The sequence below is a fragment of the Mycobacterium sp. genome, from assembly GCF_049281135.1.
In the GTDB taxonomy this organism is placed as follows: domain Bacteria; phylum Actinomycetota; class Actinomycetes; order Mycobacteriales; family Mycobacteriaceae; genus Mycobacterium.
On sequence record NZ_JBAPRN010000189.1, the window covers coordinates 1 to 14584 of the forward strand.

Consider the following 14584-nt stretch of genomic DNA (forward strand, 5'->3'; position numbering starts at 1 on the left):
CAGGTGATGGCCGACATGCTTGCCGAATCGGGTCTCGTCGTGCACCTCCGCAACCAGGTCGAGTCCACTGACCGCGACCATCTCGGTGCCGAGCATCTTTCGCGCTGAAATCGGGCCCAATTTTCGCGTCTGCGGCAGCGAGGACTGGAAGGGAGTGCGGGGATTCAATCCCAGCACGTCACCAAGAAACGGCACTCGAAACGGCGGATGAGGAAGGTCGCTGGTGTCGACGGCATCGCGGCGTTTCAGCTCGTATATGGCAGACGTGCCAACCGCGGCTTCAGCAGACCGCATACTGGGAGTGGTCATTAGATAGACTTTACATACTAATTGACTGATTAGACAGTAACTGGATTACCTATGGTCTATTTCACATAACTATTCAGACAATTCGTCCAATTAATTGGACATTAACAGTTAGACAGTCTGTCGGCGCCGCGTTGGCTCGGCGGCCTAGCCATTCAGCCTGGCTAGCCGTTATCGATACGGCGTGCGCCCAGCTCGTTTTGCAGCAGCTCGAGAGCGGCCTCTTCGGGATCGCGGCGCCCTGTCGACGCGTCATCCTGACCCGCCTCGGCGAGCATGCTCTCTTCTTCGGCCCGTTCGTCGGTATCCGGGTCGACCGGCGCTTCGGTCGGCGGGGGTGGCGGCGAAACCATCCTGCGCGACGGACGCTCCACGGGACGCGGCGGCGCGACCGGAGCTTCGGGCGCCGGACTCGCGGCGCCCGCTTCACATCGCACCCGCCAGTCCACACCCAACGCATCTTTGAGGGCCTCGGAGATGACATCGGCGTTGCGCTGTTCGCTCAACCGTTTGGCCAGCGGCGCCGATTCATGGCTCAGCACCAAGGTGTTGCCTTCGACCGCGCGCACGGTGGCACCGGCCAGCATCACTTCGGTGGTACGACTGCGTTCGCGGACCTTGTCACGCACGGTCGGCCACAACATGCGAACCGCAGCCGCATTCGGCTCGGCCGAGCCTGCAACGAGCGGAACCTCTTCGGACACGACGGGCTCTGGCTCGGGATGACTCGGTTCCGGCGGCGGCTCGGGGACCGGCGCGGGCGAAGGTGTGGGCGTCGGTTCGGCCGCCGCAACAGGCGGCGGCGGAGCGGGTTCCGAATGCCGCACCGGCGCGGACCGCGGTGGCTTCTCGTCCTGCGGGATGGACATGTCCAGTCGGGTCTCGATCCGCTCGACACGTTGCAGCAGAGCCGATTCGGCGTCGCTCGCCGACGGCAGCAGCAGCCGCGCGCAGATCACTTCGAGCAGCAGGCGCGGCGCCGTCGCGCCCCGCATCTCGGTCAGGCCGGCGTGGACCACCTCGGCGTAGCGGGTCAGCGTCGCGCGACCGATCCGGGTCGCTTGCTCACGCATCCGCTCCAGCACGTCTTCGGGGGCATCGACCACACCGCGAGAAATGGCGTCGGGAACCGCTTGTAGCACAAGCAAATCGCGGAACCGCTCTAACAGGTCGGTGGCGAATCGGCGTGGGTCGTGACCGGCGTCGATCACCGATTCCACCGCCCCGAACACCGCCGCCGCATCCCCGGCGCCCAGCGCGTCGACGGCCTCGTCGATCAACGCCACATCGGTGGCGCCCAGCAGGCCCAGTGCGCGCTGGTAGGTCACTCGATTTCCTTCGGCGCCGGCCAGCAGCTGGTCGAGCACCGACAACGTGTCACGCGGAGAACCGCCGCCGGCCCGGATCACCAGTGGGTACACAGCGTCGTCGGCGACCACATCCTCCTGGGCGCAGATCTGCTCGATCAGCCCTCGCATGGTCCGCGGCGGCAGCAGCCGGAACGGGTAGTGGTGGGTGCGCGAGCGGATGGTCGGCAACACCTTCTCCGGCTCGGTGGTGGCGAAGATGAAGATCAGATGGTCGGGCGGCTCCTCGACGATCTTGAGCAGTGCGTTGAAGCCCGCAGTGGTGACCATGTGCGCCTCGTCGACGATGAACACCCGATAGCGCGACTGGGCCGGCGCGTAGAACGCGCGGTCTCTCAGCTCACGGGTGTCGTCCACACCACCGTGGCTGGCTGCGTCGAGTTCGACCACGTCGATGCTGCCGGGCCCGTTGGGCGCCAGGCCGATGCAGGAATCGCAGACGCCGCATGGCGTGGCGGTCGGCCCCTGTTCGCAGTTCAACGAGCGGGCCAGGATGCGCGCCGACGACGTCTTGCCGCAGCCACGCGGACCGGAGAACAGGTATGCGTGATTGATTCGGCCCGCGGTCAACGCGGTCGACAGTGGCTCAGTGACGTGTTCTTGTCCCACCACCTCGGCGAAGGTCGCCGGTCGGTACTTGCGGTAGAGAGCCACGGTCGCCCACGCTACCGAGACAGTCTGACGCGAGCTAACCGTGGTTCAGCAACGACTCGGTCGCGGCCAACAACGCGCACGTGGCCAGTCCGTCGATCGCGTCGTTCAGATCCGACACCGGCGGGAACGTCGGGGCGATCCGGATGTTCTTGTCGTCCGGGTCTTTCCGGTACGGGAACGACGCGCCCGCCTCGGTGACGGCGATACCCGCATCCTTGGCCAGCGCGACCGTGCGCCGCGCCGTGCCGGGCAGCACGTCGAGGCTGATGAAGTAGCCGCCTTCGGGCTCGTTCCAGGAGGCGATCTTGGATTCGCTCAGCCGCTTGTCCAAAATCTCCAGCGCCAGCGCGAACTTGGGCGCCAACAGTTGCTGGTGCCGCAGCATCTGCAGGCGGACGCCATCGGCGTCGCCAAAGAAGAGCAGGTGCCTCAGTTGGTTGATCTTGTCCGGCCCGATCGACTTCTTCCCGGCGTACTGCAAGTACCAGGCAATGTTGCCCAACGATCCGCCGAAGAAGCTGACGCCGGCGCCGGCGAAGGTGATCTTCGACGTCGACGCGAAGACGTACGGACGATTGGGATTGCCCGCGGCGGCTGCCAGGCCCAGCACGTCGATCTGGCGGATGAAGTCCAGCGTCAGGGTGTGCACCGCGTAGGCGTTGTCCCAGAAAAGCCGGAAATCCTCGGCGGCCGTTTTCATCTGGACGAGCCGTCGCACGGTTTCCCACGAATAGGTGATGCCGGTGGGGTTGGCGAAGACCGGGACCGCCCACAGGCCTTTGATCGCCGGATCGACGGCGACGAGCTCTTCGATCAGGTCGACGTCCGGGCCGTCCTCGCGCATCGGGATCGGGATCATCTCGATCCCCAGGGTTTCGGTGATGGCGAAGTGCCGGTCGTAGCCGGGCACCGGGCAGAGGAACTTGACCTTGGGTTCGTCTTTCCATGCCCGCGGCGAATCCACCCCGCCGTGCAGCATCGAGAACGTGATGACGTCGTGCATCAGTTCAAGGCTGGCGTTGTTGCCGGCGATCAGGTTTTGCACGGGAATGCCGAGCAGTTCGCCGAAGATGGCGCGTAGTTCGGGTAGGCCATGCTGCCCGCCGTAGTTGCGGGTGTCGGTGCCCTCACCGTCGCGGTAGTCGGACCCGGGCAGGCTCAGCAGAGCGTTGGACAGATCAAGCTGCTCGCTGCAGGGCTTTCCGCGGGTGAGGTCGAGAGCGAGCTTCTTGGACTGCAGCTCGACGTAGTCCTGCTGATGGCGGACATGCAATGCCTCGAGGTCGGTACGGCCTAGGGCGCTGAACGAGCCGTACGACACCATCCGCCTTTCGTCTTTCCAACCTGGCTGCCACCGGTAGCGATCGCAAGCCCGGCGAAGCCGAGCGCAGCGGGTCGCTACCAGATCGATATAGGGGACCCCGCGCACCCGCCAGAGCCCATTGACCCTTGCTGCCTTCCGGCCCTGGGGGAGTTCACAGGATAGACGCCGCGCGGGGTCCACCGAGAGTCTAGTACCCGGCTCCGATTCGATTGCCCAAAGACCCTGACCTGCGCTCGGCTACGATGGCCGACGGAGGATTCGCCTAGTGGCCTATGGCGCTCGCCTGGAACGCGGGTTGGGTTAATAGCCCTCGCGGGTTCAAATCCCGCATCCTCCGCACTTAGTCACCGGATGTGACCAGGCCTGATTGGTGCGGTCTGGTCACTTCCGGATCAATCAGCTCGAGGAGGAGCATGGGACGCAGGGCCGCCACGTTCTGGCACGCGACGTCTTCGGTCGCAGCCGGCGTCCTCTACTTCTTCTTCGTATTGCCGCGGTGGCCCGAGTTGATGGGCGACACCTCACACGCCCTGGGGACCGCGGCGCGGATCGTCGCCGGCGTGTTGATCGCGCTGGCAGCGCTGCCGGTGGTGTTCACACTGCTGCAGTTGCGCAAGCCAGAGTTCGGTACACCCGCCCTCGCGTTGACCCTGCGCACCTGCTCAGTGGTGGCCCACGTGGTAGCCGGCGTGCTGATCGTCGGCACGGCGATCAGCGAGATCTGGCTGAACCTGGACAGCGTCGGGCAGTGGCTGTTCGGTATTTACGGTGCCGCCGCCGCGATCGCGGTGCTCGGCATCGTCACCTTCCAGCTGTCGTTCGTCGCCGAACAGCCACCGCCGCCGCCGAAACCACTGAAGCCCAAGAAAGAGAAGAGGCAACGCCGCCGCAGCAAGACGGACGACGACGCCGAAGACAACGCGGATGCTGACGAAGAAGCCTCCGCCGAGGACAGCGACGACTCTGAAGACGACCACGCCGCAGAAGACATCCCTGTGGTCGCGGTCGAGTCGGCTGCGGTCGAAAGCGAGTCGACGGCCGAAGAGACCCCCGCCACCGAGGACGCCGAGGACGCCGTCGCCGACGATTCTGCGGGTGGCCTACGCAATCGGCGGCCGATCGGAAAAGTGTCACATCGGCGTCGGCGTCCACGCCGCGGCGTCGCCGTCGACGAATGAGCCGGCCGTCGAATCCAGCCAGCTGTCGATCAGGCGGCTGACCGCGCCGATGTTGCCGAGCTGACAGTGGTTGCTCGCCTGTTCGGCCGCCGTGAAGACCCGCGTGGTCACCGACCGCGCGTTGGTCAGATTGCCGGCCTGGCGCCCCAGCTGCGACAGCGGGACATAGTGGTCGTCGGCGCCTGCCAGAAGTAAAACGTCGCCGCGAATCCGCTGCGAGATTTTCCGGGTGCTCATCGCTGTCGTCGAGCGAAGGAAGTCATACGGCGTGGCAGTGCCGGTGACGTGCATGCCCTGCTGCAGTCCCCACTCTGACACCGGCTTGCGCGCAACGGCCCAGCCGGCGGCGGCGTTGATCAGCCGCCGAGCACGGGCATCGAGTAAGGCCCGCAGGGGAATCCGAACGCCGCGACCGAGTTGGCGGGCGATCGTCTCGAAAAAGTCGTCGAGGATGTCGAACGCCACCACCTGGCTGATCCGCGGCTCGAAGGCGGCGGCGCGGATCACCAGACCCCCGCCCAGCGAGATCCCAACGGCAGCAACGTTATCGAGGCCATAGTGATCGAGTACGGCGCCCACCGGCTGCTCCCACTCGGGGATCATCGTGAGGCCGAAGTCCTCGAGTGCGCTGCCCTGGCCAGGGCCTTCGAACACGACGATGCGCCGGCCCGCGTCGACCATGCTGGCGATCATCGGCAGGAACTCTTCGACGTAGCTGTCGAATCCGCCGAACATCACGACGGTGGGACCGATCTGGCGTTCCGGCCGCAGGTCGTAGGCCGGCATGGAGCCGGAGCCGAACGGGATGAGATCGGGGGTCACGCCGTAGGCGGTTCGCATCGCGCTCAGAAACCGTTGGCGGGCAGCGGGGCGGCGTGGATCCGTTGGCGACAGGAAGAACTCGGCCGCTCGGTCGTAGTAGGCGCCGGCGATCGGGCGTCCCTCGCCGCGAGCGCGCTCGGCCAGCGCGAGGAATGCGTCGATCAATTCCGGGTAGGTGTTGGCGTGCGATGCCAGTTCGCTCACCTCGTCGATGGCCGACGGACCGATCCACTGGACCCAACGGTTGCACTGGAAGTTGATGCTGATGTCGGCGTGGTACTGGCGGTAGCCGATCGGCGGAGTGCTCGCCGCCAAGTCGATACGGGTTGCTGACGCGTCCATGGTCGCTCCTATCGCAAGTTGACTTGCATTAGCATGCACCCGCGAATGCTGTATTGCAAGTGAACTTGCGATAATCTTCTTCACGTGGTCACTCAGACATCGCATCGCCGCGGAGAGCATGTCCGCCAGACGGTCTTGGCCGCGGCGTTCGACGAGCTGGCCGCCAACGGGTTCGACGGCGCCACCGTCGCCGGCGTCGCCAAGCGCTCGGGCGTGCACGAGACGACGGTCTACCGCCGATGGAGTACCCGGGAGAACCTGCTCGTGGCCGCGTTACTCGAGCGCAGCGCCGACGCCATCCCGGCCCCGGACACCGGTTCGATCAAAGGCGACCTTGTTGCGATCCTCCGAGAAGTGCTTGCCTACGTTGGATCACCCGCAGGTACGGGGATTCTGCGCGCGGCGATGCTGCCGGTCGACGACGCGTATACCGAAGCGCGCAAAGGCTTTTGGGCGCATCGAATTGACGCTCTGACGCCAGTCGTGGCGCGCGGCGTCGAGCGTGGCGAACTGCGCGCCGGGACCGACGGCCGGCTGTTGCTGGAGATGTTGGTCGCGCCGATTCACGGTCGGTTGCTGCTTACCGGCGAACCGGTCGGCGGCGAGCTGGCCGAGCGGCTCGTCGATCTGGCGCTCAACGGCGCCGCGCCTCGCGAACTGTGAGATGCCATTCCCGGTTCGGCTGCCCTTCCCTATGCTGAGCGAGTGCCAAACACTTATCGAGTGGTTCAGTGGAACACCGGAAACGTCGGAAAGAGCTCCCTCAAATCGATCGCGGACAATCCCCTGCTGGAACTGGTGGGGTGCTTCGCCTGGTCACCCGAGAAAGCCGGTCGGGACGCCGGCGAGCTGGTCGGCATCGCGCCGCTGGGGGTGGCCGCCACCAACGACATCGACGCCCTGCTCGCGCTGAAGCCGGATTGCGTGGTCTACAACCCGATGTGGATCAACGTCGATGAGCTGGTTCGCATTCTGTCGGCGGGCGTCAACGTAGTGACCACGGCGTCGTTCATCACCGGGAAAAACCTGGGCGACGGCCGCGACCGGATCCTCGAGGCCTGCGAGAAGGGCGGCTCCACGATGTTCGGCTCGGGCGTGAGCCCGGGCTTCGCCGAGTTGCTGGCCATCGTGTCGGCGATGGTGTGCAACCGGGTCGACAAGGTGACCGTCAACGAAGCCGCCGACACCACGTTCTACGACTCACCGGAAACCGAGAGGCCGGTCGGCTTCGGCCAGCCGATCGACCACCCGGACCTGCAGGCGATGGCCGCCAAGGGCACCGCGATCTTCGGCGAGGCCGTCGCGCTGGTGGGCGATGCCCTCGGCATCGAACTCGACGACATTCGGTGCGAGGCCGAATTCGCCCAGACCACAGCGGATCTCGAGATGGCGTCGTGGACCATACCCGCCGGATGTGTCGCGGGTGTCTACATCAGTTGGCAGGGGATCCTCGACGGCAAGACCGTCGTCGACCTCAATGTCCGTTGGCGCAAAGGCCAGACGCTGGAACCGGACTGGAAAATCGACGGCGACGGCTGGGTCATCCAGGTCGATGGTCAGCCGACGGTGACAACCAAGGTCGGTTTCCTGCCGCCGCCGTACTTCGAGGCCACTACCATCGAAGAATTCATGGATCTCGGGCACATCATGACGGCGGTGCCCGCGATCAATGCGATCCCGGCCGTCGTTGCCGCGGCGCCGGGCATCGCGACCTACGCCGACCTGCCTCTGACGCTGCCGCGAGGCTTCGTCAAAACCTAACGCGCAGGGATGTTCTGGAGCTTGCCCTGGAGATCGGGGCAGTACTGGGCGATGGCGGTACCGAGGAACTGGTACGTCTGCACCTGCGTGGTGCCCCGGGGAAGGTTGTTGGAGAGGAAGTGCGCGGACGCCGCGGCGTCCGGATCAACACCAACCGCCAGCCGATGGCAGACGATCTTGGCGATGTACGGGTTGTAGTCATGCGGCCCGTAGATGCCGAACCTGCCGAGCTGGTTGTCGAAATCGGTGTCCGGATCGGCGTACGCCGGCGCAGACAGGCTGATTGCCGCGGCGATGGCGGCGATCGCAAGACCCGTGACCCTCATGGGCTGAATAGTACCTTTGTTGAGTCTGTGTCGAACTGTCGTCCTGGCACCCATCGTCACCGATCCTCCTCGCCCGGCCGAGCCGCCGATCCGGACTCGCGCTACGGTCGTCAACGCCCGCCGTGGCCGGTTTTTTCTAGTCGCCTATTCCGATTAGAGTAGCTAAGGTTACACATAGGCTAACTAGTTGAGCACCCTTCGCACCTGGTTCAGAAATTGGAAGAAGCGCCCATGACGACGACCGAGCCGAGGACAGAGCCGTTGGCGACTCAGGGTTCCACCGGCAGCGAGGGCAAGCAGGCCGCTCGCCGGCCGGCCAGACGCAAAGGTCTGACGGGTTTGTTCGCCCGATTCTGGCTCATCCTTACACTTACGGCAGTCATCGCGCTGTCGGGATTCATTGTCCACCGGCTTCACGGTGTCTTCGGCGTTCACAAGGGTTCGTTCGGTGGCGGCACGTCGGGCGAAGTCCTCGACTCGTTCAACGCCAAGACGATCACCCTCGAGGTCACTGGTCCGCCAGGCAGCACGGCAACGATCAACTACCTCGACGAGAACTCCCATCCGCAGCAGGCCCTCAACGTGCCGTTGCCCTGGAGCAAAGTGTTGAGTTCGACGAAACCCGGTATCCCGGCCAACCTGGTGGCGCAGGGAGACGGCAGTTGGATCGCCTGCCAGTTCGTCGTGAACAAGCACGACGGGAGCGGTGACGTCGTCAAGACTCCGAATCGCTCGGACGCCGTCGAGAACGTGAATGCGTTCGTCTACTGCCTGGACAAGTCCGCATGAGCGAGACCACCGGGGCTGCGCCGCGCGTCGACCAGCCGCTGATCCCGCCGTTCCTGCCGCGGTTGATCCACCGGCTGGCACTGCCGATCGTCCTGGTGTGGCTGGGCATTGTGTTCGTGACGAATACCATCGCGCCGCAGCTGGAGGTCGTCTCCAAGAGCCACTCGGTGTCGCAGAGTCCGAAGGACGCGGTGTCGTTCCAGTCGATGATGCGCGTCGGAAAAACGTTCAACGAGTTCAGTTCCGATAGCTCGGCAATGGTCCTGCTGGAGGGCGATAAGCCGCTTGGGGCGGAAGCGCACCGCTATTACGACGAGATCGTCAAGCGACTCGAGCAGGACAAGAAGCACGTTCAGCACATCCAGGACTTCTGGAGTGATCCGCTGACCGCCGCGGGCTCCCAGAGCCACGACCAAAAGGCCGCGTACGTCCAGGTCTACCTCGCCGGAAACATGGGCAGCGGCCAGTCCACCGAGTCCAGCGTGGCCGTGCGAAAGATCGTGAACTCGGTGCCTGCGCCGCCGGGGATCAAGGCCTACGTCACCGGGGCGGCTCCGTTGTTTGCCGACCAGTCCCATGCGGGTGAGAAGGGCGTCATGAAGGTCACCCTGGTCACCCTCATGGTGATTGTGGTGATGCTGCTGGTCGTCTACCGGTCGGTGAGCACCACTTTCATCATGTTGTTCATGGTCTTCGTCGAGTTGCTCGCTGCCCGCGGTGTCGTCGCGACGCTGGGGAATTACGGCATCATGGGGCTCTCCACGTTCGCCAACAACATGCTGGTGCTGATGGCCATCGCTGCCGGAACGGACTACGCGATCTTCATAGTCGGCCGGTATCACGAGGCCCGCGGTCTCGGCGAGACGCGTGAAGAAGCGTTCTACACCATGTTCCACAGCACGGCGCATGTCGTGCTGGGCTCGGGGCTGACCATCGCCGGCGCGATGTACTGCCTGAGCTTCTGCCGGTTGCCGTATTTCGAGTCGCTGGGCGTGCCCTGCGCGGTCGGCATGATGGTCGCGGTTTTGGCGGCGCTGACGTTGGGCCCGGCGGTGCTGACCGTGGCCAGCTTCTTCAAGCTGCTGGACCCGAAGCGAAAGCTGCAGACCCAGGGCTGGCGTCGCATCGGCACCGCCATCGTCCGTTGGCCCGCGCCGGTTCTCGCGGTGACGATCGCGATCGCCCTCGTCGGCCTGCTCGCTCTGCCCGGCTACAAGACGGACTACGACACCCGTCACTTCCTGCCGGCGGACACCCCGGCCAATATCGGTTACGCTGCGGCCGACCGGCACTTCGACCAGGCCCGGCTGAATCCCGAGCTGTTGATGATCGAGACCGATCACGACTTGCGTAACTCGGCCGACTTCATCGTGCTGGACAAGGTTGCCAAAGCGGTCTTCCACATTCCTGGTATCGGCCGGGTGCAGACCATCACCCGGCCGCTGGGCACGCCACTCGACCACAGCACGCTCGGTTTCCAGATGGGCGCACAGGCTGCGGGCCGGATCCAGACCCAGCACTACCAAGAGGAGCAGGCGAAGAACCTGCTCAAGCAAGCGGCCGAGCTCCGGAAAACGATGGCAACTCTGCATGAGCAGATGCAGGTCACTCAGGACCTGAGTAACACCACGCACGAAACCACCAAGCTTACAAGAGAAACCGTGAAGATCACCGAATCGTTGCGTGACGACATCGCGAACTTCGATGATTTCTTCCGGCCGATCCGCAGCGGCTTTTATTGGGAGAAGCACTGTTACGACGTACCGCTGTGCTGGGCGGTGCGGTCGATATTCAACGCTCTCGACGGCATCGACCAGGTCAGTGAGAACATCGAAAATCTCAGCGCGAATCTCGACAAGCTGGATCAGATTCAGCCGAAGCTGGTGGCGCTGATACCACCGCAAATCGCCAGCCAGCAGGCAAACCTCGACACGATCATGTCGAACTACGCGACCACGAACGGTCTGAACGAACAGGCTAAAGCCCAGTCCGACAACGCCACCGCCCAAGGCGATGCCTTCGACAAGGCGAAGAACGACGACACGTTCTACCTTCCGCCGGAGGCGTTCAAGAGCCCGGACTTCGCGCGCGGCCTCAAGCAGTTCATCTCACCCGACGGCCACGCCGTCCGGCTGATCATCTCGCACGAAGGCGACCCCGCGACCCCTGAGGGCGTCAGCCATATCGCCCCGATCAAGCAGGCCGTGCACGAGGCGATCAAGGGCACCCCGTGGGAGGGCGCCAAGGTCTACCTCGGTGGCACCGCCGCGACGTACAAGGACATGCACGACGGGTCCAACATCGACCTGTTGATCGCCGGAATTGCCGCTGCCACCTTGATTTTCGTCATCATGTTGATCATCACCCGAAGCGTTGTCGCGGCCGTCGTGATTGTCGGTACCGTTCTGCTCTCGCTGGGCGCCTCGTTCGGGCTCTCCGTGATGCTCTGGCAGTACATCCTCGGGATGAAGCTGCACTGGATGGTGCTGGCGATGGCGATCATCCTGCTGCTGGCGGTCGGCTCGGACTACAACCTGCTGCTGATATCCCGGTTCAAAGAAGAAATTCACGCCGGACTCAAGACGGGAACGATTCGCGCGATGGCCGGCTCGGGCTCGGTGGTGACCTCTGCCGGACTGGTGTTCGCCGCAACTATGGCCACGTTCGCCTTCAGTCCGCTGAAGGTGATGGCCCAGGTGGGTACCACGATCGCGCTGGGTCTGCTGTTCGACACCCTGATCGTGCGGTCGTTCATGACGCCGTCACTGGCCACCCTGCTGGGACGCTGGTTCTGGTGGCCGCAGCATGTGCGTCCGCGCCCGGCCAGCGTCATGCTGCGGCCATACGGCTCGCGTCCCGCGGTGCGTGAGCTGATCCACCGTGACATCGAAGACGAAACGGAAGCCGGAGTCGTGCAGAAGGTTTAGTTGCCTTGTGCGGCAGGCTGATTCGGCGGTCTGCGGTTGGCCTGACGACCGGGCCTCACCTCAGGTGCCGGGCGAAAAACCGGGCCCCGTCGTCCACCTCGAACCACGGGACACCGGCGTGGCCGCCCAGATTGGCGTGCAGCGTCTTGTCTCCGGTGCCGAAGGCGTCGAACAGATCCAGGGCCGGCTGCCGTCCCATTCCTTCGTCGTCCCACTGCAGCAGGAACTGCAGCGGAATGGTCACCTGTTGAGCCTCTTCTCGCAACACATCGGGCACGAAACCCCCGGCGAAGAAAAGGGCAGCCGAGATGCGCGGCTCGACCACCCCCAGTCGAATGCCGATCGCGGTCATCCCGGCGTACCCGACCGGGCCGCCGATCTCCGGTAGCGACAGGAGGACATCCAGCGTGGCGCGCCACTCCGGGACCGCACTTTCCACCAGCGGGATGATGAAGGCGTCGACGATGTCCTCGACCGGGCCCGGGCGACGAGCCGCGGATTCCGTTTGTGCAATCCGCCATTGTGGCCGCTCAAGATCAGCGGGGCCGGTGCGGATCCAGACGTCCACAGGACTCCGGGGATCTCACCGAGGATGAAGTCGCGCTCGAGGACGCCGTCATCGAGGCGCTGTTCAGAAGTGAATTGCATGGTCGTGCCTTTCGGGAGTGCTGATTAGCGGCGCTCCCGGACGACCTATCGTCCGACCGTGACCCCGGAGGGGAGCACCCTTGTCGAAACGTTCACGGGTACCACCTCCTCGTTCTGTCGCACGGTCCCTGGAAGGTAGCAGCGGTCGCCGTTGTCTGGCAACCGGTTTTACGCAAAGAGCAGCCCCGTCATGTGACGTGCCTGAATGGCCCTGCCGCTAAGTGGATTTGGGCAACGGAGCGGTGTGGGCGTCCTGATCCTCACCGAAACTCGTGCCGAGCAGCGACCGCACCGCCGGGCGCGGACCGCTCGGCCGGAGCATGGTGCTGGCCGGCCGAGGTCGCACCGGGATCGGCCACCAGAACCAGCGTCCGAGTAGCGCGGCGATGGACGGCGTCATGAACGAGCGCACGACCAGTGTGTCGAACAACAGACCAAGACCGATGGTGGTACCCACCTGCCCGATGATGCGCAGGTCGCTGACCACCATCGATGCCATGGTGAACGCGAACACCAGACCGGCCGACGTCACGACCTTGCCGGTGCTGCCCATCGCCCGAATGATGCCCGTATTGAGCCCGGCGTGGATTTCCTCTTTCAACCGGGACACCAGCAACAGGTTGTAGTCGGACCCAACCGCCAGAAGGACGATCACCGACATCGCCAGCACCATCCAGTGCAATTTGATGCCGAGGAAGTATTGCCACACGAGCACAGACATGCCGAAGGACGCACCCAGTGAAATCGCCACCGTGCCAACGATCACGAAAGCGGCGACAAGGCTTCGGGTGATAATCAGCATGATGATGAAAATTAGGCAGAGCGAACCGATTCCGGCGATCAGCAGGTCGTACTTGGAGCCGTCTTTCCAGTCCTTGAACGTGGCAGCAGTGCCGGCGAGGTAGATCTTGGAGTCCTCCATCGGAGTTCCCTTGAGCGCCTCCTCGGCGGCCTGCCGGATCGAGTCGACCCGCGCGAGGCCTTCCGGCGATGCCGGATCGCCCCGATGCGAGATGATCAAGCGCACGGCCTTGCCGTCGGGGGACAAGAAGTTCTTCAACGCTCGCTTGAAGTCCTTGTTCTGGAAGACTTCTGGCGGCAGGTAGAACGAGTCGTCGTTCTTGGCCTGGTCGAACGCGTGACCCATGGCGTTCGCGTTGGAGCTCATGTCGTCCATCTGATTGAAAATCCCGGACATGGTGCTGTGCATGGTCAGCATCATGGTCCGCATGTTCTCCATGCTGTCGATCATCGGCGGGAAATCGACGATCAGCTGCGGCATCAGCGAGTCGAGCTGATCGAAATCTTTTGTCAGGATCTGGAACTTGTCGTCGATCTCGTCGACACCGTCAACGGCATCGAAGACGGATCGCAGCGAATAACAGATCGGGATGTCGTAGCAGTGCTTATCCCAGTAGAAGTAGCTGCGGATCGGCCGCCAGGTGTCCTCGAAGTTGGCGATGTCATCGCGCAATTCCTCGGTGACTGCCTGCATTTCCTTGGTCTCACCGACCATCTTGTGCGTGGTGGCGGTGAGTTGCCGCATGAGGCCGTACATGTGCCTCATCCGGTTCATGGTGTCCTCGAGCTCATCGGCCTGCTTGAGCATGTCGTCCATGCGGGCCTTCTGGAACTTCATCGTCTGCACCTGCCCAGCGTTCTGCATGCTGAGCTGGAACGGAATCGACGTGTGCTCCATCGCGGTGCCCTCGGGGCGCGTAATCGCTTGCACACGTGAGATTCCCGGGACGCGGAAGATGTTTTTGGCGAGTTTGTCGAGGATGAGGAAGTCCCCCGGATCGCGGAGATCATGGTCGGCCACGACCGTCATGACTTCCGGCATCAATCGGGCCTGGGAGAAGTGCCGCTCCGCCGCGTCGTATCCCTTGTTGGCGTCGATGTCGTGCGGTATGTACAGCCGGTCGTTGTAGCTGGTCTGATATCCCGGCAGGGTCAGCAGGCCAATCAGCGCAACTCCGCAAGCCGCGGCCAGAATCGGCAGCGGCCAGCGCACGATCGCGGTACCTATCCGCCGCCAGCCTCGGGTCTGGATCCTGCGTCGGGGGTCGAACCATCCGAACCGACCGCCGACCACTATCACGGCCGGAACCAGTGTCGTCGCGACGGCGACGGCCACGAC

At 64.1% G+C, this 14584-nt stretch carries 10 protein-coding genes, 1 tRNA gene, 1 other RNA gene and 2 pseudogenes; 6 read left to right on the forward strand and 8 right to left on the reverse strand.

From position 1 onward, the window contains the following. The 4 genes and pseudogenes from WAN02_RS07845 to ffs form a co-directional block, all read right to left on the reverse strand. Positions 1-309 (reverse strand): annotated as a pseudogene (locus tag WAN02_RS07845) (hypothetical protein); the annotation flags it as partial. A 161-nt stretch (positions 310-470) separates the two neighbouring features. Then, the gene (locus WAN02_RS07850) at positions 471-2327 is read right to left on the reverse strand and encodes a DNA polymerase III subunits gamma/tau (protein ID WP_422263599.1); all 1857 of its coding nucleotides are present in this window, start codon (positions 2325-2327) and stop codon (positions 471-473) included. A gap of 34 nt (positions 2328-2361) precedes the next feature. Further along, a complete protein-coding gene (locus tag WAN02_RS07855) occupies positions 2362-3651 on the reverse strand; it encodes an aminotransferase class I/II-fold pyridoxal phosphate-dependent enzyme (RefSeq protein WP_422263600.1) in 1290 nt (429 codons plus the stop codon). An 86-nt stretch (positions 3652-3737) separates the two neighbouring features. Beyond that, positions 3738-3832, reverse strand: an RNA gene (gene ffs, locus WAN02_RS07860) — signal recognition particle sRNA small type. 70 nt (positions 3833-3902) lie between these two features. Here ffs and WAN02_RS07865 point away from each other — a divergent pair. Further along, positions 3903-3988, forward strand: a tRNA-Ser gene (locus tag WAN02_RS07865). A 76-nt stretch (positions 3989-4064) separates the two neighbouring features. After that, complete coding sequence (locus WAN02_RS07870; RefSeq protein ID WP_422263601.1) at positions 4065-4829, forward strand: hypothetical protein; 765 nt, start codon at positions 4065-4067, stop codon at positions 4827-4829. Here the strand turns inward: WAN02_RS07870 and WAN02_RS07875 are convergent. After that, positions 4782-5993, reverse strand: a complete 1212-nt coding sequence (locus WAN02_RS07875) for an alpha/beta fold hydrolase (protein ID WP_422263602.1) — start codon at positions 5991-5993, stop codon at positions 4782-4784. The two genes, WAN02_RS07870 and WAN02_RS07875, sit on opposite strands and share 48 nt — an antisense overlap. An 84-nt stretch (positions 5994-6077) precedes the next feature. Here WAN02_RS07875 and WAN02_RS07880 point away from each other — a divergent pair, with 84 nt between their 5' ends. Both WAN02_RS07880 and WAN02_RS07885 read left to right on the forward strand, forming a co-directional pair. After that, positions 6078-6656, forward strand: a complete 579-nt coding sequence (locus WAN02_RS07880) for a TetR/AcrR family transcriptional regulator (RefSeq protein WP_422263603.1) — start codon at positions 6078-6080, stop codon at positions 6654-6656. Positions 6657-6698: 42 nt separating this feature from the next. Further along, positions 6699-7754: a dihydrodipicolinate reductase gene (locus tag WAN02_RS07885; RefSeq protein WP_422263604.1), complete on the forward strand. Its 1056-nt coding sequence runs from the start codon at positions 6699-6701 to the stop codon at positions 7752-7754. On the opposite strand, the gene WAN02_RS07890 is transcribed toward WAN02_RS07885, so the two are convergent. After that, positions 7751-8080 (reverse strand): DUF732 domain-containing protein, encoded by a 330-nt coding sequence (locus WAN02_RS07890; protein WP_422263605.1) that lies wholly within the window; start codon positions 8078-8080, stop codon positions 7751-7753. The two genes, WAN02_RS07885 and WAN02_RS07890, sit on opposite strands and share 4 nt — an antisense overlap. Before the next feature lie 231 nt (positions 8081-8311). On the opposite strand from WAN02_RS07890, the gene WAN02_RS07895 reads away from it, so the two are divergent. Both WAN02_RS07895 and WAN02_RS07900 read left to right on the forward strand, forming a co-directional pair. Further along, positions 8312-8869 carry an MmpS family transport accessory protein gene (locus WAN02_RS07895; RefSeq protein ID WP_422263606.1) on the forward strand — a complete coding sequence of 186 codons (558 nt, stop codon included), beginning with the start codon at positions 8312-8314 and terminating at the stop codon, positions 8867-8869. Further along, positions 8866-11796 (forward strand): RND family transporter, encoded by a 2931-nt coding sequence (locus WAN02_RS07900; protein ID WP_422263607.1) that lies wholly within the window; start codon positions 8866-8868, stop codon positions 11794-11796. Before WAN02_RS07895 ends, WAN02_RS07900 begins: the two co-directional genes overlap by 4 nt. 55 nt (positions 11797-11851) lie before the next feature. Here the strand turns inward: WAN02_RS07900 and WAN02_RS07905 are convergent. Next, positions 11852-12444, reverse strand: a pseudogene (locus tag WAN02_RS07905) (alpha/beta hydrolase). Positions 12445-12661: 217 nt separating this feature from the next. Beyond that, the coding region (locus WAN02_RS07910; RefSeq protein ID WP_422263608.1) for an RND family transporter at positions 12662-14584 on the reverse strand (1923 nt) is incomplete at its 5' end.